This is a genomic window from Priestia sp. D51 (assembly GCF_053345675.1).
On record NZ_JBLTIR010000002.1, the window covers coordinates 329,734 to 348,539 of the forward strand.

Annotated in this window: 22 protein-coding genes and 1 pseudogene; 7 read left to right on the forward strand and 16 right to left on the reverse strand. The window is 38.6% G+C overall.

Annotated elements, in window-relative coordinates; translation table 11 throughout:
- Positions 1–67: 67 nt before the first annotated feature.
- Positions 68–895 (reverse strand): carbohydrate ABC transporter permease, encoded by an 828-nt coding sequence (locus ACNHOZ_RS08305; RefSeq protein WP_013057493.1) that lies wholly within the window; start codon positions 893–895, stop codon positions 68–70.
- Entirely contained in the window at positions 895–1,857 is a 963-nt protein-coding gene (locus ACNHOZ_RS08310; protein ID WP_028412947.1) for a carbohydrate ABC transporter permease, read from the reverse strand. Before ACNHOZ_RS08310 ends, ACNHOZ_RS08305 begins: the two co-directional genes overlap by 1 nt.
- 230 nt (positions 1,858–2,087) lie before the next feature.
- Between ACNHOZ_RS08310 and ACNHOZ_RS08315 the strand changes: the two genes are divergently transcribed.
- Positions 2,088–2,927 (forward strand): SDR family oxidoreductase, encoded by an 840-nt coding sequence (locus ACNHOZ_RS08315; RefSeq protein WP_048019091.1) that lies wholly within the window; start codon positions 2,088–2,090, stop codon positions 2,925–2,927.
- A 70-nt stretch (positions 2,928–2,997) separates the two neighbouring features.
- Here the strand turns inward: ACNHOZ_RS08315 and ACNHOZ_RS08320 are convergent, their stop codons facing one another.
- From ACNHOZ_RS08320 to ACNHOZ_RS08350, 7 genes are all read right to left on the reverse strand, one after another.
- Entirely contained in the window at positions 2,998–4,329 is a 1,332-nt protein-coding gene (locus ACNHOZ_RS08320) for a TIGR00366 family protein (RefSeq protein ID WP_014459643.1), read from the reverse strand.
- 127 nt (positions 4,330–4,456) lie between these two features.
- Entirely contained in the window at positions 4,457–4,942 is a 486-nt protein-coding gene (locus ACNHOZ_RS08325; RefSeq protein ID WP_028412945.1) for a GNAT family N-acetyltransferase, read from the reverse strand.
- A 104-nt stretch (positions 4,943–5,046) separates the two neighbouring features.
- Positions 5,047–5,280, reverse strand: coding sequence for a hypothetical protein (locus tag ACNHOZ_RS08330; RefSeq protein WP_028412944.1), 234 nt, complete (start codon positions 5,278–5,280; stop codon positions 5,047–5,049).
- A 100-nt stretch (positions 5,281–5,380) separates the two neighbouring features.
- On the reverse strand, positions 5,381–5,566 hold the full coding sequence (locus tag ACNHOZ_RS08335) for a DUF4083 family protein (RefSeq protein WP_013057499.1): 186 nt from the start codon (positions 5,564–5,566) through the stop codon (positions 5,381–5,383).
- Positions 5,567–5,657: 91 nt separating this feature from the next.
- Positions 5,658–6,764: a CapA family protein gene (locus ACNHOZ_RS08340; RefSeq protein WP_014459640.1), complete on the reverse strand. Its 1,107-nt coding sequence runs from the start codon at positions 6,762–6,764 to the stop codon at positions 5,658–5,660.
- A gap of 313 nt (positions 6,765–7,077) precedes the next feature.
- Positions 7,078–8,322 carry a YeeE/YedE family protein gene (locus ACNHOZ_RS08345; RefSeq protein ID WP_063247777.1) on the reverse strand — a complete coding sequence of 415 codons (1,245 nt, stop codon included), beginning with the start codon at positions 8,320–8,322 and terminating at the stop codon, positions 7,078–7,080.
- A 172-nt stretch (positions 8,323–8,494) separates the two neighbouring features.
- Entirely contained in the window at positions 8,495–9,532 is a 1,038-nt protein-coding gene (locus tag ACNHOZ_RS08350) for an EAL domain-containing protein (RefSeq protein WP_447697094.1), read from the reverse strand.
- A gap of 199 nt (positions 9,533–9,731) precedes the next feature.
- On the opposite strand from ACNHOZ_RS08350, the gene ACNHOZ_RS08355 reads away from it, so the two are divergent.
- Positions 9,732–10,064 carry a hypothetical protein gene (locus tag ACNHOZ_RS08355; RefSeq protein ID WP_033579345.1) on the forward strand — a complete coding sequence of 111 codons (333 nt, stop codon included), beginning with the start codon at positions 9,732–9,734 and terminating at the stop codon, positions 10,062–10,064.
- Between the two features lie 36 nt (positions 10,065–10,100).
- Here ACNHOZ_RS08355 and ACNHOZ_RS08360 read toward each other — a convergent pair whose 3' ends face one another.
- Together ACNHOZ_RS08360 and ACNHOZ_RS08365 are read right to left on the reverse strand one after the other, a co-directional pair.
- Complete coding sequence (locus tag ACNHOZ_RS08360; protein ID WP_048019087.1) at positions 10,101–11,273, reverse strand: iron-containing alcohol dehydrogenase; 1,173 nt, start codon at positions 11,271–11,273, stop codon at positions 10,101–10,103.
- An 85-nt stretch (positions 11,274–11,358) separates the two neighbouring features.
- The gene (locus ACNHOZ_RS08365; protein ID WP_048019086.1) at positions 11,359–12,249 is read right to left on the reverse strand and encodes a LysR family transcriptional regulator; all 891 of its coding nucleotides are present in this window, start codon (positions 12,247–12,249) and stop codon (positions 11,359–11,361) included.
- A gap of 218 nt (positions 12,250–12,467) precedes the next feature.
- Between ACNHOZ_RS08365 and ACNHOZ_RS08370 the strand changes: the two genes are divergently transcribed.
- Together ACNHOZ_RS08370 and ACNHOZ_RS08375 are read left to right on the forward strand one after the other, a co-directional pair.
- Positions 12,468–12,614, forward strand: a complete 147-nt coding sequence (locus ACNHOZ_RS08370; RefSeq protein ID WP_013057506.1) for a hypothetical protein — start codon at positions 12,468–12,470, stop codon at positions 12,612–12,614.
- A 167-nt stretch (positions 12,615–12,781) separates the two neighbouring features.
- Positions 12,782–13,693 (forward strand): DMT family transporter, encoded by a 912-nt coding sequence (locus ACNHOZ_RS08375; RefSeq protein ID WP_394556319.1) that lies wholly within the window; start codon positions 12,782–12,784, stop codon positions 13,691–13,693.
- 186 nt (positions 13,694–13,879) lie between these two features.
- Here the strand turns inward: ACNHOZ_RS08375 and ACNHOZ_RS08380 are convergent, their stop codons facing one another.
- The 3 genes and pseudogenes from ACNHOZ_RS08380 to ACNHOZ_RS08390 form a co-directional block, all read right to left on the reverse strand.
- The gene (locus ACNHOZ_RS08380) at positions 13,880–14,617 is read right to left on the reverse strand and encodes a hypothetical protein (RefSeq protein WP_394556320.1); all 738 of its coding nucleotides are present in this window, start codon (positions 14,615–14,617) and stop codon (positions 13,880–13,882) included.
- Positions 14,618–14,644: 27 nt separating this feature from the next.
- Positions 14,645–14,806: pseudogene (locus ACNHOZ_RS08385) on the reverse strand (GNAT family N-acetyltransferase); the annotation flags it as partial.
- Positions 14,803–16,035, reverse strand: coding sequence for an MFS transporter (locus ACNHOZ_RS08390; protein ID WP_328174978.1), 1,233 nt, complete (start codon positions 16,033–16,035; stop codon positions 14,803–14,805). The pseudogene ACNHOZ_RS08385 and the gene ACNHOZ_RS08390, both read right to left, overlap by 4 nt.
- Before the next feature lie 128 nt (positions 16,036–16,163).
- On the opposite strand from ACNHOZ_RS08390, the gene ACNHOZ_RS08395 reads away from it, so the two are divergent.
- Together ACNHOZ_RS08395 and ACNHOZ_RS08400 are read left to right on the forward strand one after the other, a co-directional pair.
- Positions 16,164–16,565 carry a hypothetical protein gene (locus ACNHOZ_RS08395; RefSeq protein ID WP_014459632.1) on the forward strand — a complete coding sequence of 134 codons (402 nt, stop codon included), beginning with the start codon at positions 16,164–16,166 and terminating at the stop codon, positions 16,563–16,565.
- Between the two features lie 43 nt (positions 16,566–16,608).
- The gene (locus ACNHOZ_RS08400; protein ID WP_394531757.1) at positions 16,609–17,277 is read left to right on the forward strand and encodes a glyoxalase; all 669 of its coding nucleotides are present in this window, start codon (positions 16,609–16,611) and stop codon (positions 17,275–17,277) included.
- Positions 17,278–17,359: 82 nt separating this feature from the next.
- Here the strand turns inward: ACNHOZ_RS08400 and ACNHOZ_RS08405 are convergent, their stop codons facing one another.
- On the reverse strand, positions 17,360–17,872 hold the full coding sequence (locus ACNHOZ_RS08405; protein ID WP_394531758.1) for a topology modulation protein: 513 nt from the start codon (positions 17,870–17,872) through the stop codon (positions 17,360–17,362).
- Positions 17,873–18,125: 253 nt separating this feature from the next.
- Here ACNHOZ_RS08405 and ACNHOZ_RS08410 point away from each other — a divergent pair, with 253 nt between their 5' ends.
- Positions 18,126–18,356 carry a hypothetical protein gene (locus ACNHOZ_RS08410; protein WP_013057513.1) on the forward strand — a complete coding sequence of 77 codons (231 nt, stop codon included), beginning with the start codon at positions 18,126–18,128 and terminating at the stop codon, positions 18,354–18,356.
- A gap of 42 nt (positions 18,357–18,398) precedes the next feature.
- Here the strand turns inward: ACNHOZ_RS08410 and ACNHOZ_RS08415 are convergent, their stop codons facing one another.
- Positions 18,399–18,758, reverse strand: a complete 360-nt coding sequence (locus ACNHOZ_RS08415) for a hypothetical protein (protein WP_394531760.1) — start codon at positions 18,756–18,758, stop codon at positions 18,399–18,401.
- Positions 18,759–18,806 lie beyond the last annotated feature (48 nt).

The window sequence follows — 18,806 nt, forward strand, 5'->3', positions numbered from 1 at the left end:
CTGTTCCTCCCTATTTGCTGCTGGTTTTGATGCCTCAGCCTCAAAACCAGCCCTGTTGCCGCTTCTATTATTTAATTGAACCGCTTGTAATTCCTTTAACAATGTGTTTTTGCATTGCAAAGAAGAAGATTAATAGCGGGATAATACTGATTACAAGTGCTGCTAGTGCTAAATCCCACTGCTTTGTATACTGACCAAAGAAGAAGAATGTCGCAAGCGGAATCGTTCTTAGCTCAGGATCTTGCAAAACAAGAGACGGAAGTAAGAAGTCATTCCAAATCCATAGGCTGTTTAAGATGACGACAGTTACTGTAATTGGCTTTAATAATGGGAACACAATTCTCCAAAATACGCCTAGACGTGAGCATCCGTCGATGATTGCAGCTTCTTCTAGCTCAACTGGAATTCCTTTAATAAATCCGTGGTATAAGAAAATCGTCATACCTGAACCGAAGCCTAAGTACATGATCACAATACCCCAAATGCTGTTTAACAGATTTAAGTTTCCTGCTACTTTTACAAGTGGAATCATGATGGATTGAAATGGAATAACCATTGCCGCTACGAATGCCATAAAGATAATGCTGCTGATTTTTTTCTTTGTTCGAACCAGCATGTAAGCTGCCATTGAACAGAAGATGACTAGAACTGCGTTACTGATGACTGTAATGATTAGCGAGTTGCTAAGCACTTTTAAGTAGTTCATTTGGTTAAATGCATTAACAAAGTTTTGAAACTGAATCGTTGTTGGCAGTGCCGATGTGTTTGATAAAATTTCTGCAAATGACTTCAGTGAGTTTGAAAGCACGTAATAAAAGGGAACCAAGAACACCAGTCCAAGCAGGACCGCTAAAATTTCAACAATAAAGGTTTTGCTCGTATATTTGTTTCCCATTACGATTCAACCTCCTTCTTCTTCGTGTATGTTACTTGAATAATCGTAATCGCTGCTACGACGATGAAGAAAATTAAGGCTTTTGCTTCACCTAGACCGTATCTGTTATTCACAAATGCTTCTGTATAAATGTTAAGCGCTAACATTTCTGTTGATTTGAATGGACCACCGTTTGTTAATGATAAGTTGACATCAAATACTTTAAATGACCATGAAATCGTTAAGAATAAACAAACCGTTACTGCCGGCGCTACCATTGGAATTGTAATGTGACGAAGAATTTGCCATCTGCTTGCTCCGTCAATTTTTGCTGCTTCAATCAGCTCTTGCGGTACGTTTTGCAGTGCTGCTGTGTAAATAAGCATGATATAACCTGCTCCTTGCCATACACTTACAATCACGATGCCCCAAAATGCTGTTTTTGCGTCTCCTAACCAAGGAAGTTCAAAAAGTGAGATTCCCGTGATTTGTCCGATAGATGCAAATCCTTTTACGAAAATGAACTGCCATACAAATCCTAGTAAAAGTCCGCCAATTAAATTCGGCATAAAGAAAACCGTACGTAAAATATTTCGTGTTTTTAACATTTGAGTAACAAGGATTGCTAACACGAACCCAACCACATTCGTTAAGATAATCGCAACGACCGTATATTTTGTTGTGATCCAAAACGACTGCTGAAACTGCTTATCTTCGGTGAACAAGTACTTGAAGTTATCAAGCCCCACCCAGTTAATCGTGCCGTTTACTCCGTTCCAGTCTGTAAATGAGTAATAAATCCCTGTAAAAAATGGTATAAGTACAATCACACAAAACGCTAAAAGTGCGGGCCCTACAAATAGAGCAAATAAACCTGCATTTTTCAAATTTTTACGTTTTTTCGTATTAACTGATGGTTCTCTTTTAAGTTCTTGCTCTAAAGGAACATATTCTGTCTCCTGTAATTTACTTTGGCTATTCATCTTACTAGCACCTCCCTATGTCTTATTTTAGCGAAATCCGCTATTTATGAAACCGCTTTAATTGACGAGTAGGGTGTAAAATATTGACCTTTGTGCAACATTTTCTCCCCTGTGCACATTTTACATACTTTTCTAAAGCATGAAAGAAATAAAAGAAAAAGCTAGAAGTGGACGACATATCTTCTTATCTTATACACTAGAAAAAAGATGTAGTTGGGAGGAACATACTCATGACAGCAAAACGAGCGCTAATTACAGGTGCCAATTCAGGAATGGGGCTGGCCACAACGATTGAACTAGCTAAAAAAGGATTCAAAGTCATTATGGTATGCCGAAATGAAGAAAGAGGAAATGCCGCTTTAGAAGAAGCGAAACGCCAAAGCGGATCGGATTCCATATCTCTTATGACCTGTGACCTAGGTTCTCTTGACAGTATCCGGGCTTTCAGTGAAGACTTTACGTCTCGCTACAGTGTACTTGATGTGCTGATTAATAACGCGGGCGTCGTGACAATTAAGCGGGAAACAACACAAGACGGATTTGAAATGATGCTTGGTGTCAATCATTTGGGTCACTTTTTATTAACTAATTTACTTTTAGATCCGCTGAAAAAATCTCAACAGGGACGCATTATAAACGTTGGCTCCGGTGCTCATAAAGCGGGAAAAATAGACCTCAACAACCCTCACTTAACAACAGGATTCGGAATGTGGCGAGGATACTCTCAGTCTAAATTAGCAAATAACTTATTTACGGTTCATTTAAGTAAAAAGTTAAAAGACACCTCTGTAACCGTAAATTGCCTTCACCCCGGAGCCGTTTCTACCGCTATCGGCGTTAATCGTCAAACAGGTTTTGGAAAAAGCGTTCACGCCGTGCTTCGCCCTTTCTTTTTAACACCTCTTCAAGGTGCCGAAACAGCTATTTATTTAGCTGACAGTCCTGAAGTGACGCATATTAGCGGCGCTTATTTTTATAAAAAACGCGTGACTCCTCCTTCTTCAAGAGCAAAAAATGAACGGCTTGCAGAAGAATTTTGGGACTGGAGTGCGCGCGAAGTTGGTTTATAAAGTAGATAGATACGCTTGGGAAAGAAAAAAGTAATGAAAAAAGGTCAGCTTTTCGGCTGACCTTTTCGTATTAAAAAAACGTTAGTCCTATAGCAAAAATAAAGCCTGATACAATTAAGGTCGTCACGCAGTAGCCCATTATATCGCGTGCTCCGAGCCCTGCGATAGCTAGTGCAGGTAGTGCCCAAAACGGCTGCGCCATATTCATCCATGCTTCTCCGTAAGCAATGGCCATCGCAGCGACTCCCGGATCTACGCCGAGCTGTTCAGCTGCCGGCATAATAAAAGGTCCTTGTACAACCCAGTGTCCTCCTCCTGACGGAACAAAAAAGTTCACAACGCCAGAACTTAAAAACGCAAGAAACGGAAATGTCGTTTCATTTGAAATCGAGATAAATGCGTTCGTTAGCTTCCCGCCTAAGCCTGATAGCTCCATCATGCCTTGAATACCTGCGTAGAATGGAAACTGAATCACAATCCCAGCGGTTCCTTTCGCAGCATTGGAAACGGCATTCATATAGGATAAAGGCGTGCGGTGAAGTAAAATACCCGTCGTAAAAAACAATAAATTCACTGTGTTGATATCCATTTTAAAACCGTTTGTAGCAAAATAATAAATTAAATATGAATACCCAAGAAGTGCAATTGTTAGACTTAAAAACCTGCTGTTCTCCATGCGTACAGCAAATGTTGGCTTAGAAGAAGTTGTCTCAACAACTGTAGCCGGCGCCATTTCATCTTCTGCCAATAGTCTTGGATCGATTTCTACCACTTCTTTTCCCGTCGGCATCATCAGTCTTGTCATAATAGGAAGGACAATTAATAATCCGAGGGTAATAAATAAGTTGTAGCCTGTAAAAATCGTGTCTGACAGCGGAATAAGTCCAGCCGTTTTTTCCATTGGGTTTCCAGGTGTAGCAGCGACAAGAGGAATCGAACCTGACAAGCCTCCGTGCCATGTTAAAAACCCTATGTAAGCACAGGCAATTAAAAACCGATAATCAGATCCCGGCACGCGTTTCGCTACTTCTTTCGCAAACAGGGCACCTACAATTAAGCCAAACCCCCAGTTAATCATACAAGCCATGGCTGCGCCTAGCGTGACCAGAATAACCCCTTGCGCCGGAGTTTTGGCTAACAGTGCTATGTTTACAAGCCACTTCTTTACAAGCGGCGAGCTAGCAAGCGCATGCCCTGTGACAAGCACTAAGCTCATTTGCATCGCAAATGCAAGAAGGTTCCAAAAGCCGCTTCCCCAAAACTGAACCATCTCAATCGGCCCGTGAGGAGTAAAAACAATACCTGATACAAATAAAATCAGAGTCAGGATTAAAGCAAATACAAACGGATCAGGTAAAAAGCGCTGAACAAGCGCCGTGAAGAAATTAGATAACGCTTTCATTTTACTCCTCCTTTACAGGAATACTCCTGTGAATAAATGTCGACAAGCATCTTTAATTATACATAATTTGTTGAAAATTGTTAATATTTAGTTTAAATAAAAAACCCTTCTGTTTTCCAGAAAGGTTTTACACACTAAACGTTTGAATAAGAGTTGGCTCTCCGTCAAGTTCAATTTTCTTTTCTTGAAAGGAAATATGTAAGCTTTCATAAATATGTTTCCAAAATGAAATAGCCCGCTTATTGCCTGCAAGCTCAATAATCATATACGTTCCTTTTCGATGAGAGAAAATGTCTTTTACCGTTTCAGAAGCAATGCCCTGCTTTCGGTATTTGTTTAAGATAAAAAAATCATTGATGCAGTAATCTGCTTCTTGCTGAAGTGCGGGCTGTTCAAGAAGTAAAAAAAAGCCCGTCAGCTTATCATCTACTTTAATAAAGTATGGCGAGAGGCCTTCTACTTTCCAAAACAAGGGCAGCTCTTCAAAATGAAAAGCTCCATCTTCGCGAATATCTAAAGAAGGTGTATACGCAGATAAATCATGGAGATAAAGAGAATACAAATTTTGCAAAACGCCCGCTTGGCTTTTAGGTACTTTTTCAATCGTAAGCATTCTTAGTTCATCTCCTTCTTTTCCTATCATAAGGGTTTTTTGTGAAAGTTTACAGTAAAAATGTTTGAGGCAAAGTGAAGATGGATAGTCAAAAAGCTCTTTTTTCATTTTGTAGATGTATGAAGCGCAATAAAAAAACGATCATCTCCGGTACTGTACGCTCCGTCTGATAATCGTTTTTTATGTTTTGTGTGCTGATGCTGAAGTTTTTCCTTCTTTGTTTTGGTTTTACGCGTTTCCATGTCTGCAAATATAAACAGGCTGCGGTTTAATTCTGGATTTCGTTTTCCTTCACGCGTCATTTTATCACGCATTTTTTTTGCTTTTGACTTTGCCATGTAACTTCCTCCCTATATAAACGATGTATACATATCTTACTGCTTTTTTATAAAATGTCAAGTTCAGAAGCACTGATGTGTTAACAGTGCTTCTGTATAGTCATGACTCTTTATTTTTCAGCATATCATCTAATTTTTGTTCCATTCTCTGAAGCCTTTTTTCATTTGCCCCCTGCTTTTGAATCAACCTTTTTAAGCCTATAATAAATGCAATTATTACTCCTGCTATTCCTATCAGGATCAGCAGCATAAGAATTTGAAAAATAATATCACCTATATTAACCATAGTTCCACCTTTTATCTATTTTTTTACATTATATCATTTTTTTAGTTATTTCTGCTTTATTTTATAAAAAAAGCTCTCAGTGCTGAGAGCTTCATTTACTATCTTCATCGTAGACCGTCCACTTTTCCTGTTTGATTTGATTGGAAACATCAATCAGTTTATTTTTCACTCGATCCTTTTCTGCTCCTGTTAAAGGCGTAGGTCGGTAGTCGTTTCGCGCCGTTGTGGAAGAAATGCGGAATGGAATCACATTGATGTCTTTGTTTGTCGTTAGCTTTCCATCTTTAATCGTAAACGTCTGCTGAAATACAAATGTATCCTTATCACTTGGATTTTTGTTTCCGCCAAACATAAAGTTTCCTAAGCTATAGACAATAAATTTATTTTTGTATTCTTCAATTCCTTGAACAACGTGAGGGTGATGACCTAAAATCAAATCTGCTCCGTTATCAATTGTATACTTCGCCAGTGCCTGCTGCGCTGTATCAGGAACATAGTGTCGTTCAGATCCCCAGTGGAAATGCACAATAATAATTTTAGCGCCTTTTTCTTTTAAAGACTTAATTCCGTCTTTAATCTGACTTCTTACTTCTTTTGTGTCATCCCAGCCCGGATATCCAAGCAATCCTACTTTGACTCCCTTTACCGTTGTAATATATGTATCTTCATAGCCAAAATAGCCTATTCCGCTTTTCTTTAAGTTTTCTCGTGTATCATCATATCCTTGCTGTAAATAATCATGCGTATGATTATTAGCCAAGTTAACGGTTTCAATACTTCCTTGTTTTAAAATATTTACAAACGAAGGATCACCTTTAAAACGAAATGTTTTACTTGCTTTTTCCGTCGCAGTTGTCAGCGTTGTTTCTAAATTAACCGTTGTTAAGTCATCTTGCTCAAAGATCGATTTTACATTTTGCGTAAAATACGGCAGGCCATTTCTTGCTGCTACGTCGTTAAAAGTAGAATCGTACCCAAAGCTTTCATCGTTTCCTAAGGTAAAATCTCCTGCTGCGCTAACTTTAATGGTTGTATTGATTGCGTCTTTTTTCTCTTTTTTACTCGCTTCTTCTTTAGACTTTACTGTTTCTTCTTTTTTCTGCGGCTCAGAAGAGGTTTGTTCTCCTGCTCCTCCGCACGCTCCCAGTAAAAAACACAAACTTCCATAAATAACAGCTTTTTTTAAATACTTGTTCATGTAACGTTAAAACCCCTTTTTACGTTTTAATAACTGTGTCTGGACTTGGTGTTTACTGCTTATTTCGCCAAATACATACAATTCTCCTGTTTTATCGGCAAAATAAGTGAAATTTTTATAAAAAAAGGAAGTTTTTATATTCTTTTTGGGTTAGAACAAGAGATTTTAGCTAAGAGAAAAGTAGCGCAAACGCTGCGGAGAAAACTGATGAGCTGTACTAAACTTCAAGTGATTCACAAAATAGCAGAGCGATTCCAAACGTCACCTAAAATAAAAACCTCCTTTGCTCATGCAAAGAAGGTTTTATTTAAACTTAACAAATCGAATCATTAGATTTAGGATTTTTGAGTCCAAATAACGGGCGGATAAATAGTGCTAAGCCTGTGCCAAGCATTGCCATAACCATCCATACCCATCCATGAAGACTAAATGAAGCAATGCCGCCAAAGTAAGCGCCAATATTACAGCCAAAAGCAAGACGCGCACCATATCCCATTAAAAGGCCTCCAACAACAGCTGCTCCTGCAACCCCGGGTTTAATCTTTCCTGGTTTGAACGTTCCTTGAGCCGTCGCTGAAATGAAAGCGCCTAGTATGATCCCAAAATTCAATACGCTGGTAGAGTCTGCTAGCACACTTTGCGTTAGCGCTTCTCCATTTGCACCTTGGAAAAATCCCCAGCTTGATACATCTATTCCAGCTGCCATCATTGCTTTTCCGCCCCATAAAGCAAAGGCAGAAGTAATACCCCAAGGATTTCCTCTCACAGCCAGCGTTAATGCATTTAATACAGCCAGTACAATCGCTGCAGTGAATAGAGGCCAAGAGCCGCGAATGATCTTTTTCCACCCTTTTGTCGTAGGAAGCTGCTTCATCATAGGCGGATTTTTCTTTTTGGCAATTTGAATCGTAATCCAGTAAATCGCTGCAAACGCGATAAGCTGTACAATCCAAGCACCAAAATAACCAAGGCCTGTCGATTCAGCTAATGAAATAGGAGGAAGCGAAGGTTGTTTTTGCCAAAATGGCAAATGATACGCCCCGAACATAGAGCCTACAATAAAGGCTAAAAGCGTTAAAATCATGGAAGAAGAGCCACCGCCTAACGAATACAGCGTTCCTGAGGCACATCCATTTCCTAGCTGCATGCCAATTCCAAACATAAACGAACCAACTATCACGCTGACTCCTACAGGTGAAACATATCCTTTTGGCGTTACCCCTGTAAAGCTAAAGCCTGTACTTAAAATAATAGCAAACAGCGTTGACGCAATCGCTAGCATAAGCATATGCGCTTGCAAGCCTTGAACGTTGCCGACAGATACGAGTCGGCGAAATGCTGATGTAAAGCCAAAACGTGCGTACAGAAGCGTCATTCCTAGTGCTAGACCGATAATAAATAACACACCTTGCTTCCAATCAGTCGTTAGCACAATCGCTAGAAGTAAAATAACCGCTGCTATAACCCCTCCTGCAAATAACGGCTTTTGCATAGGGCTTAATTCTGTTACAACAGTAGTTGGCTTTGATTTATATGATGAGTGCAACGTTTGTGCCAAATCATCCACTCCTTTTCTGATAGAAATACTAAGAATTAATATTTATCATCTTATAGCACTTCCCTTTCTCTGTAAACTATTTAGCAAAATGAAAGTGAATTGTTTATTTTTTGAGTATTCTTACTTTCGTTCATACAAAAAGCAGAAGTTTCTGTTCTTCTGCTTTTGGCTGCTAAACGTAAATAGAATGAATCTCTTTTAAAGGTTTAGGATTAGGCTTTGCAAAATAATACCCTTGAAACAAATCATAACCCATCTCTATCAGGCATTTTAAATCTTCTTCTGTTTCTACACCTTCTGCAAGAGCCTGCGCCCCCATTTTATGGGTGATAGCTAACATCTCTTGGGCCACTTTTTTCTGTTTCTCATTCTTACTGACTCCGTTTGTGAATTCAAATGCCAATTTCACGACGTCAGGCTCCACTTCTAAAAGCCGATTCAGCGTATTATAGCCAACTCCTACGTCATCTAAAGCATATTTAAATCCGTGGGGGCGATAATAATTCAAAATGTTTTTCAAATGCTCAATATCTTGAACATCCTCCGTTTCAATCACTTCAAACACAATTTGCTCGGGCTTTATATTCAATTCTTTAATTAATGTAAATGTAGATGCTAAGCAATGCTCAGGGTTATATATTGCTGTAGGAATAAAGTTAATAAAAATCAGCTGATGATCAATAATACTAGCATTTTTTACAGCTTCTAAGCGGCAGGCTCGGTCAAGAGCGAAGGTTTTATTTCTTATTTGAGCAGCTTCAAACATTTTAAAAGGAGGTATAATACTTCCGTCTTCTTCTAATCCTCTTGATAAAATTTCGTGGCCAACGATATGCACGCGTTCATTATCAACCGATACAATCGGCTGATAATACGAGCAAATTCGCTTGTCTTCAATCAGCTCATCAATCCACAAGGCATCTTTCATTTTTTGGAAAGCGGTGATTGGCTCCATACGCCGCAGGTTTTCAAACGGGCTCCGCTGCTTGGCTTCTACAGCCCACACATGCCGAGGGTCTAGATGCTGATGAACATAATCCATAAAATCCCAAAAGATATCTTCCCTCATCCAGATCATATCTTCTCCAAGAGTCTTCCATTGGTTTTGAGAAATATCTTTAAAGTATTTTTCCAATTTCTTTGCATCCCTTGATTGCTGAAAAGAAACCGTATATCCTGTCCTAATTGGCAGACACGCGTCGCATCCCATAGCTCATCTTCTCCCTCATTTATCATCAGTTTTTTGTATGTATACACGGATAGTTCTTAGGAACTATACCACTTTTAAGAAACTTGCAAACCCTATTTTTCCGCTAAAATAGAATGTACCAAAAAGTTTTGGTAAAATGATAGACGTGTTTTATTGTCTACATCATAAGACGCACTTGATAAAAGGAAGTGAACCATACATGAGCAAAAACCGTTTTACGAAGTGGTTTTTATTTTCTTTACTACTCTTTGCCTTAAGTACTGGAGCAATGTATTATACGCTCTATATATCGTACTGGGCGTATTCTATTAAGCTGTTTTTAATTGTGGTGCCGCTCTTTACATTATTATCGGTTGCTTTTGGTTCGTTGGTAATCGTTCATGAGCGCAAAAGAAAACGCGTATTTCAGCTACAAAATGAAGGAGGCATTCCCAAAAATACGTTTATTCAAGGCTTTTCCGAAATAACGGTAGGAGCAGGCTGCATCTTGCTGTGCTTTTTTCTCTTTCTTTATTTTCTAATGGATTATTAAGTACATATAAAAAAGACGAGCAGGCAGCTCGTCTTTTTATTTGGATCTTTCTAGAATATCTCGAACGCTTGCATAATCAAGCTCTTTATAAGTACCAACACCTGGTTTTACAAAGGTCTTTTCAACAATCGCATCAAATTCAGAGTCATCAATATCATAGTCACGCAAGCTGTTCGGGGCTCCTAAGTCATTCCAGAAAGTGCGAAGCGCTTTTGCACCTTCCATTGCTGTTTCTTCATCGCTTTTTCCTTCTGGGTTGATGCCAAATACGTTTACAGCCAGTTGTTTTACACGAGAAGGATCTTCTTTTAGCACATGCTCCAGCCAATTAGGGAACAAGATAGCAAGGCCGCCTCCGTGGGGAATATCATACACGGCCGACAGAGCATGTTCAATACGATGAGTAGCCCAGTCTCCCCCGTCCGTTCCGTTTGCTAAGCTTCCGTTAAAAGCCGTCGTGCTGATATACATCATCGTTTCGCGATACTGATAAGAAGTCAGGTTTGTAAGAAGCTTAGGACCTTCTTGTACAGCTGTTCTTAGCAATGATTCAATAAAGCCGTCGATCATCGGCGTATTTTCTGTGCGGTGAAAATAGTGTTCAAGCGCATGGGACATACTATCAACAATTCCATAGACTGTTTGGTCGCGCGGCACTGAAAACGTGTACGCCGGATCTAAGATAGAAAAGACGGGAAATACATGAGAAGACGTCCAACCTAGCTTTTCTTTTGTTTCCCAATTTGTAATAACAGAAGTTGAATTCATTTCAGATCCTGTTGCCGCAAGTGTTAAGACCGTTCCAAAAGGAAGAGCACCTGTAATGTCTACTTTACGTGTAATTAAGTCCCATGTATTTCCTTCATACACGGCTCCAGCTGCGATAGCTTTTGTACAATCGATCACGCTTCCTCCCCCAACGGCTAAGAGAAAATCAATGTTTTCTTTTTTACATATGTCAACGCCTTTAGCTACCGTAGTCAAACGAGGGTTCGGTTCTACACCAGACAGCTCGTGAACAACTGCGTTAATAGACTGAAGTTCAGCTTTCACTTCGTCGTATACGCCATTTTGTTTGATGCTTCCTCCTCCGTATACTAACAGAACGTTTACTTGTTTATGATAAGAAGCAAGCTCTTGCGATAGCTTCGTAATTTGATTTTTTCCAAAGTATAATTTGGTAGGATTGTGCTGCAAAAATATATTCATGTTCTACACCTCTAGTTTTCTTTTCTTGTAAAAAGTGTATCACGAAAGCAGCTTCATCATTATTGAAGATTCTCTATATCTATTATCAATATTTTTGATAACCTTCTTGTACAAGTGAAATGAAGTGTTGAATGGGTGCCGTCAGCCATTTTTTCTTTTTGAATATGAGCTGTGAATAAAGATAAAATTCTTCATGGTCAAACGGGATTTTAATCAGTTTTCCATTTTCAATCTCTTGTTTTACCGCTATTTCTGGCACAAGAGCAATACCTAAATTATCCGCTACGCACTGTTTAATTGCTTCAAGACTGCTAAATGAAATCACCGATTGCATATGAATACCCCTGCTGCGCATCATCTCTTCTAAAAGCGTACGATAAGGGCAGCCGCTCTCGGTTAAAATGATGGTTTCACCTTCAAACTCTTCCATTACAACGTTGTTTTTTTCACTAAAAAAATGCGAAGGCGAAGCAATCATAACCATGTTTTCTTTTCGAATAGGAATCACTTCTAAACTTGAAGAGGTTTGAAGGCAATCAAGCAAAACGGCTACGTCATACTTTCCGTCAATAATCCCTTGTGTTAAATTTGGACATAAACCCGCTTCTAGCATAATCTTTAGAGAAGGGTGCTGCTTTTTTAATTCACGAATATACGGTGTAATAAAATAAGCGGCCAGCGACTCCACAGTTCCTATTGAAACTGTTCCTCTAGCATCTTCATTCGTAGTAAGGCGCTCTTTTGCTTCATTTAATAACTCGGTTACTTGATTCACATAATAAAGCAATTCTTCACCAGGCTGAGTCAGCTTCATTTTTTGTCCTGTTCGTTCAAATAGTTTTTGACCGTAATGATCCTCTAATTTTTTTATATGAGTGGTAACGCTTGACTGAGCATACCCTAATTCCTCGCCCGTTCGTGTATAGCTCCCCCACTTCGCTACTTCTTTAAATGTATATAAATAGTTAATATCCATGTGCTGCTCCTTATGTACTACTGTTTTGTTTCGTTATCCATATGCTAAAGCTGTTCTTAATCAGAACCTATACGTAAATAGAATCACAGTACAGTATAAGCGAACTTGTTTTGCCAAGCAATTTTATCAACCTTAAAAATTCTTTTTATATTAGGCAATTACGTCGTTTTTTGTTCATAGAATGAAAAACAAACTTATGAAAAGAAAGGGTGTATCTCGTGACAGCCTACAAAGAAGTGCTATATAAAGGAAAACGCTTTGTACTGATTCACGTATATGATTCAGGATACTGTGAAATTCGACCGATTGATCATGCTTTTAAAGTCGAACTTGTGCGATTAGATGAGATAGAACAATGTGGATAACAGTCATGAACGCAGCCATTGCAGCTGCGTTTTTGTTTGTATTATAAACAAGTGGATGAGATAAAAATACCTGAATTGGCTGGCCTTTTACATAATTTCTTCCTGTATACTTTGTAACTAAGGATATCCGCACTTATTTAATTTATATATTTACCCGAGGTGATGACATGAAAAAAGGCTGGCTGGAATGGATATTATTATCCGTTGCGTTAATTTGGGGAGCCAATTATACAATCGGAAAATTTGGAGTTGCTCATATGTCTTCTATCCAATTTAGCGCGCTGCGTTTTATAATGGTTGCTCCTATTCTTTTACTTATTACAGGAATCGTAGAGCGAGGCATTCGGATCGAAAAGAAAGACTGGGGACGTTTAATAGCGGTCAGCATAGTAGGCGTTACACTCTATCAAACGCTGTTTATGGTATCTGTTAAATATACGACAGCTACAAATGCTTCTTTACTTATTTCGATGTCTCCTATTTTCACAGGAATCTTAGCTATCTTATATAAGCATGAAGCTTTTTCGTTAAAAACACAGCTAGGCTCTGTGCTTGCTTTTTTCGGTGCTGCGTTTGTACTGCTGTTTGGTCACTCTAGTCATGCGCTGTCGCAGCTTGCATGGTTCGGAAATATCATGGGGATTGTAGCGGCCGTTGCGTGGGGCTGGTACCCGATTTTAGCAAAACCTTTAGTCGTAAAATATTCTGCTTTGCGCGTGACTGCCTGGTCTGCTTTGATCGGAGCTATTCCTCTTACTGTCTACTGTCTTTTCACCTATCAAACGCTTATCTGGCCAACAGATATAGGCAGCTGGAGCTCTTTGGCATACTCTGTTTTGTTCGTGACGGTGTACGGGCTGGTAATGTGGTATGTAGGAATTGGAAAAATTGGGTCTACAAAAGTAATGGTTTACATGTATGTTATTCCTTTGGTCGCCGTTGTCTTTGCTGCTGTAGCCATTGGAGAAACCATCAATTCCATGCAGCTGCTTGGAGGACTTATTATTTTTAGCGGTTTGTATATTGTTAAAAAAAGCCCTGCTCCTAAAACAGCTCTCAAACTTAAAAAAGCAAACTAAAAAGAGTAACGGGTTCGGTTGATGCAAAAAAACAAGCTAAAAGCCATGTAATTAAAAGCCTAATTAGCATCTATTTTAATAGTGAATTAGCAATATGAATGGTAACGAATAACGCTCAGATTTTGTCTGAGCGTTATTCGTATATTATTTTAATGTCCTAATTGAATTAAGCCCCCGTTGGTTTTATTAATAAACATTTAGTATGTTGATTAATTTTATGATTTTTTTATCCTCACCTGGGTCAACGTGAACCAGCTTTGTATTTTGAATAATATCCTCTGTGTAATTTTTCATAAAACCCTTATCTACCTGAGCAGAACTAGGCCAATGTGAAGGAACGTTGTACACGTTAATTGTACCATTTCCGTTACTACTATAAGTCACTGAACCATCAACAGAACGAGAACCCTCTAATGTAACAACGTCTTTTGGATAGCTAGCACTAGTATCGTCATAAATATTGACTAATTCTCCGGCTGAAATGTGGCGAACATTTAGCTCATCTATCTCTTGATTTGGTCCTAGCTGTAACCAAATTCGAGCATATTCAATTTGTTTGCTCGAATAATTAGATAGTGTTTTTTTGTCTTCCTTCTTACTAACCTTTGAATTACTATTTCCAGACGAAATGCTATCGGAATTTTCATCAACAGCTTTTTCTGAAGAGGCGTCATTTTTATCAGCTTTGTCTGATTGCTTCGACTCACTGCTTGAGGAACTTTCATCTGTTTTACTCGCAGCTTCTTTTGTTGAGGGGCTTCCATCCGTTTTGCCTGTAGCTTCTTTTACTGAGGAATTTATATTCATTTCACTTGTGGTTTCTTCTATGGATTTTTCGTCCTTGTTTCCAGCACACCCTACTAACGTTCCCACCAGCATAAATATAGCAGCATGAAAATAAACACGCTCGGTTCGTTTTTTCATTCGTCAAATCATTCCTTTCGTTTAACCGTAAACTCCCCACAGTCTTTCGCCTGTTTTATTAAATACGTTTTGCCCGTTTTTATACTCCGCTATTAGCTTGGTAAGAAAGAAAAAGCCTTCCTCCTGGCTTTCGATTAACAGCTCTTTTATATCATGCTCCATAAGATACGTTAGCGTGATGATCTTCATATATTCTCTCCCCGTTCAACAGGTGATGTTGTTTCCACAGACTGCTTGTTATGAACTAATACTGCAATACCTATGAGAGACGTTACTAGCAATAGGAAGCTTGCAAATAGATATACAATCCTCACCCCAAAGAAGTCCGCTACTGTACCTACAAACGCGATAGAAAGAATAAACGCACCCTGTACAAGAGTTGATTTTGCCGCTATTACTTTAGAAAGAACCCCACTGCTGCAGGCATTTTGATAAATGGTTTCCTGCGCTGCGTCTCGAAGCTGATAGGCAGGACCCATCATTACCAAAAGTGCTAAAGCTAAATACGGGTTCGTTACTAAGCCGTAAAAACCGGTTAAAACAGCATAACTAATTGAGCCCGCGAACATAAGAAGCAAAAGCCTTCCTTTTACCATAGAAGACATTCGGTACACAATAATTCCTCCGACTATGCTTCCAAAATAATACGCACCGTTTATATATCCCCACCATACTTCTCCTTTTCCAAGTACTTCTTTCACAAAAGAAAGAGTAATAGCCCCAATCCAAATGGTTCCAACGAGTGATTCAGTTATGTCCATTATAACGAGTGCTCTGATGCGTTTATGTACCCATAAAAAGCGCCATCCTTCCATTAGCTTTGCCACGCTTCGCTTTTCTGGCTGCTTGTATCTATGAGCTTCTTTTATAAACAGCAAGCAAACAAACGAGAACAATAAAAGACCTGCCGTTATACATAAAGAATAAGTGAATCCTGTTAAAGACAAAACGAAACCACCAAGGGACCACCCTGCAAATAGAAAGGTTTGGTCAATTGTTGAAAGCAAACTATTCGCCTGCATTCTTTGACTATCACTTACTAAGCTGCGGACAACCGACGTTTTAAAAATAGTAAAAAAACCGTTAAAAAAAGAAATGATCCCAACAATGACAAAACACATCGCTAGTACTGTGACTGTAAATTCTTGTGTGAGTAGCATATACAATCCAGCGAGCATTCCTATTTGCATAACCTGTACAGCCCGCATAATATGAATAGATTTATATGTATCCGCTAGTAAAGGTACGCTAAGACCACTAAGGAGGCGAGCAAGTAAGCTCGTCACCGTAATCATTGATGCAAGAGCTGTTGAACCGGTGTTTTGATTTATATAGGAAGTGAGGGCCATTGTATAAAGAACAAAACCTAAATTTGTGGTTACTTGACTTGCTGCTAAAAAATAAAAACGCTGAGTCAATTTTTTCTCCTTTCCGTTAGGCGTAACATACAAAGGGATAATATTTTTTGTTAATTTTTCCCTTTTTAAACTATAACACTATTTGACGAAATCCAAAACTATCTATAATTTAGTAGATGGAGGTTTTTATGTTTAAATATAGTTTTCTTATTGTTCTTATTGCTTTTTTACTTATTAACTTTAACGGCCAGGAAAATCAAATTGTAGGTGGGAGAATAAAAAAAGAGCGAAGTGAGGTTTTCTTTGGAGAATATGACAGCTTTACAGGCCGCTACTCTCGGAGCATTAAACTCAAAAAAGGCGTAACCTATGCTTTTACGCTATCTAAAAACACTAAAAGTGGAGACCTTTCTCTATATGTAGAAGATCCAAGACGTACACGTTTCTTTGAAATGACTAATAACTCTCTTTATTTAACACCTGAAAAAACGAAAAGATATCGCGTTAACTTTATAGGCTCGGAGCATAAAGGCTCTTTTCAGCTTCACTGGAAAAGCAGCGTTCAAAGGGATAATGAAACATCTGTTTAATGCCATGTGATTTAGACAACGTTTAAACAAGGAGGAATGGTTTATGATGATTAATCAAGCTGTCCTGTACACTCATCTATTGGACGAAATGAAGGATTTTTATGTAAACTCTCTCGATTTCCCTTTAACCGCCGTTTCGGCTGATTCTTTTTCCATTAAAGTTGGTGAAAGTGAGCTAACTTTTAAAGAAACTTCTCTACATACAAAGCCCTTTTACCATTTTGCTTTTAATGTTCCAGCAAACCGCTTTATGGAAGCAAAGAAATGGGTTACTCAGAGAGTCTTCCTCAATACAGAAGAGAAGAAAGATGAAATTTATTTTGAAGCATTTGATGCTCATTCGTTTTATTTTGAAGATCCTGCTCATAATATTGTTGAATACATTTCCAGATATTCAGACTGCCCACCATCCAACGACCCCTTTTCTCCTAAGTCGCTTTTAAGCATAGGAGAAATCAACTTGACAACGCCTCATGTCCGCTCTGTAGGGACACAGCTTATTAACTCCGGTATCACCGTGCGCAACAACAGGCCGTTAAACGAGACCTTTAACTTTTTAGGAAGCGGCAGTGCATTTTTTCTTGTAGGGGCGCCTAAAAGACGGTGGTTTTTTTCGGACCGAGACTCTGAAGTTCATCCATTAACGGTGAAGGTCAATCATTCTTTAACAGTTGCGCTGGACGAAAAAGGAATGCTGAAGATTACACAATAAATGATTGTTTTTTTAATATAGCCATGTAACAAGCGAACTTGTTACGTGGCTGTTTTTGTTCAAAATTCAGCTCGTACTCCACCTATAGGTTTTGTATATAGTTTTCGATGTCCTTTCTATTCATCAGCATAAAAACCTTGCAATCCTCATCATTTTTAAGCTTTTTAAACCGGTTTCTCATCTTTTTTTGCCGTTCTCGATACGTCGTAAGAATAAATGTAAAAAATGACCAATCTATTTTCTCAGGGCATCCTTTTGCCATATCTTCACGCGTTTTTCTTGCATATACAATCCTCCTCTTTATCACTCGGTACACACAAACGATTAGAGGCAGCTCTAAATAAATGATGGTATCTGCACGCTTCACTCGAATATCATACGAATTGCTGTAGTTCCCGTCGATAATCCAGCTGTCTTTTTTTACAATGTGCTCCTGCAATTCTCTAAAACTATCATTGTCTCTTTCCGTCCAGCCCGGCTGCCAATACAGGCTGTCTAAATGATGTACTTCTAGATCAAGCTTTTTCCCTAATTTCTTGGCAAATGTGGACTTTCCTACTCCTGGAGAAACGCCCATTACCAGCACTCTTTTCATCTCATCACCTTACCTTTTTAGAAAATAAAGCTAATTGAAGAGAAGGCAACTGTTTATACTGACTCGGTGTACTAAAAGCAGACTGCTGTATAAAGAAGCTTCATGTTAGCAATTTTATTCACATAATTTTCAGATAACATATAAACATTCATCATAAATTTCTGTATTCCTTCTTGCTTTGTAGTAAATAGGTTGCTTTTATTAATCGTTTCCTTTACCTTAAATGTGAGTATATAAAAGTAAGGTGAAAAAAATGAATGCATCTATGCTAAAGAGATTTTTACGAAACCTCGGGATTTTTATTTATATTGTCATCGCAGCTATTAATATTTACTTAACGAGAAATGACTTGGGCGATATGCTTACTCGCCTTGTGCTGTTGACTATTTTACTTCCTTTGTTTTTTAGTTTTGTGTATGCGTTAGGAAAATCACATTTTAAAAGACAAGAAGAGCTCGCTGAACAAGAGAAGAAAAAAGAGTAAAAAAAGCCTTTTATAGAGGGGATTCCCCTTTCTAAAAGGCTTTTACTTTTTTTCATATAACTGAACATTAACTACATCAGGATTAACGTGATACTGCTTGGCAAGTTGATTTACGACTTGCTGAATCTCCTTCTTTTTATAGGAAGAAAGTTGTTCGGCGGGCAGAAGAACGAGAACTTGAGCTTCCGCATAGTCATTCAGCACTCTAACCTCTTGAAAACCATACTGCGTCAAAGCTGATTTTAACTCTTTTTCAAAGTCGGTGCTTTCTTTTGGGACAGCTATGGAGAACTGATTGTAAGAAACTAGCGAAACCTCTTTCTCTTCAGGCTTTGTATACACCGCCCAAGCAGTTGTCAGCACTGTGACAACAATACCAACATTCAATACCCACACTTTCATACCATGAACGCCCCTTTTAATCGAGTTTGTTCATGATATGAAAAAATT

Excerpts from the sequence above, each read along its gene's own strand:
- ACNHOZ_RS08305 (WP_013057493.1), bottom strand. The coding sequence starts at position 895 with ATGGGAAACAAATATACGAGCAAAACCTTTATTGTTGAAATTTTAGCG.
- ACNHOZ_RS08310 (WP_028412947.1), bottom strand. The coding sequence starts at position 1,857 with ATGAATAGCCAAAGTAAATTACAGGAGACAGAATATGTTCCTTTAGAG.
- ACNHOZ_RS08315 (WP_048019091.1), top strand. The coding sequence starts at position 2,088 with ATGACAGCAAAACGAGCGCTAATTACAGGTGCCAATTCAGGAATGGGG.
- ACNHOZ_RS08320 (WP_014459643.1), bottom strand. The coding sequence starts at position 4,329 with ATGAAAGCGTTATCTAATTTCTTCACGGCGCTTGTTCAGCGCTTTTTA.
- ACNHOZ_RS08325 (WP_028412945.1), bottom strand. The coding sequence starts at position 4,942 with ATGCTTACGATTGAAAAAGTACCTAAAAGCCAAGCGGGCGTTTTGCAA.
- ACNHOZ_RS08330 (WP_028412944.1), bottom strand. The coding sequence starts at position 5,280 with ATGGCAAAGTCAAAAGCAAAAAAAATGCGTGATAAAATGACGCGTGAA.
- ACNHOZ_RS08335 (WP_013057499.1), bottom strand. The coding sequence starts at position 5,566 with ATGGTTAATATAGGTGATATTATTTTTCAAATTCTTATGCTGCTGATC.
- ACNHOZ_RS08340 (WP_014459640.1), bottom strand. The coding sequence starts at position 6,764 with ATGAACAAGTATTTAAAAAAAGCTGTTATTTATGGAAGTTTGTGTTTT.
- ACNHOZ_RS08350 (WP_447697094.1), bottom strand. The coding sequence starts at position 9,532 with ATGGGATGCGACGCGTGTCTGCCAATTAGGACAGGATATACGGTTTCT.
- ACNHOZ_RS08355 (WP_033579345.1), top strand. The coding sequence starts at position 9,732 with ATGAGCAAAAACCGTTTTACGAAGTGGTTTTTATTTTCTTTACTACTC.
- ACNHOZ_RS08360 (WP_048019087.1), bottom strand. The coding sequence starts at position 11,273 with ATGAATATATTTTTGCAGCACAATCCTACCAAATTATACTTTGGAAAA.
- ACNHOZ_RS08365 (WP_048019086.1), bottom strand. The coding sequence starts at position 12,249 with ATGGATATTAACTATTTATATACATTTAAAGAAGTAGCGAAGTGGGGG.
- ACNHOZ_RS08375 (WP_394556319.1), top strand. The coding sequence starts at position 12,782 with ATGAAAAAAGGCTGGCTGGAATGGATATTATTATCCGTTGCGTTAATT.
- ACNHOZ_RS08380 (WP_394556320.1), bottom strand. The coding sequence starts at position 14,617 with ATGAAAAAACGAACCGAGCGTGTTTATTTTCATGCTGCTATATTTATG.
- ACNHOZ_RS08395 (WP_014459632.1), top strand. The coding sequence starts at position 16,164 with ATGTTTAAATATAGTTTTCTTATTGTTCTTATTGCTTTTTTACTTATT.
- ACNHOZ_RS08400 (WP_394531757.1), top strand. The coding sequence starts at position 16,609 with ATGATGATTAATCAAGCTGTCCTGTACACTCATCTATTGGACGAAATG.
- ACNHOZ_RS08405 (WP_394531758.1), bottom strand. The coding sequence starts at position 17,872 with ATGAAAAGAGTGCTGGTAATGGGCGTTTCTCCAGGAGTAGGAAAGTCC.
- ACNHOZ_RS08410 (WP_013057513.1), top strand. The coding sequence starts at position 18,126 with ATGAATGCATCTATGCTAAAGAGATTTTTACGAAACCTCGGGATTTTT.
- ACNHOZ_RS08415 (WP_394531760.1), bottom strand. The coding sequence starts at position 18,758 with ATGAAAGTGTGGGTATTGAATGTTGGTATTGTTGTCACAGTGCTGACA.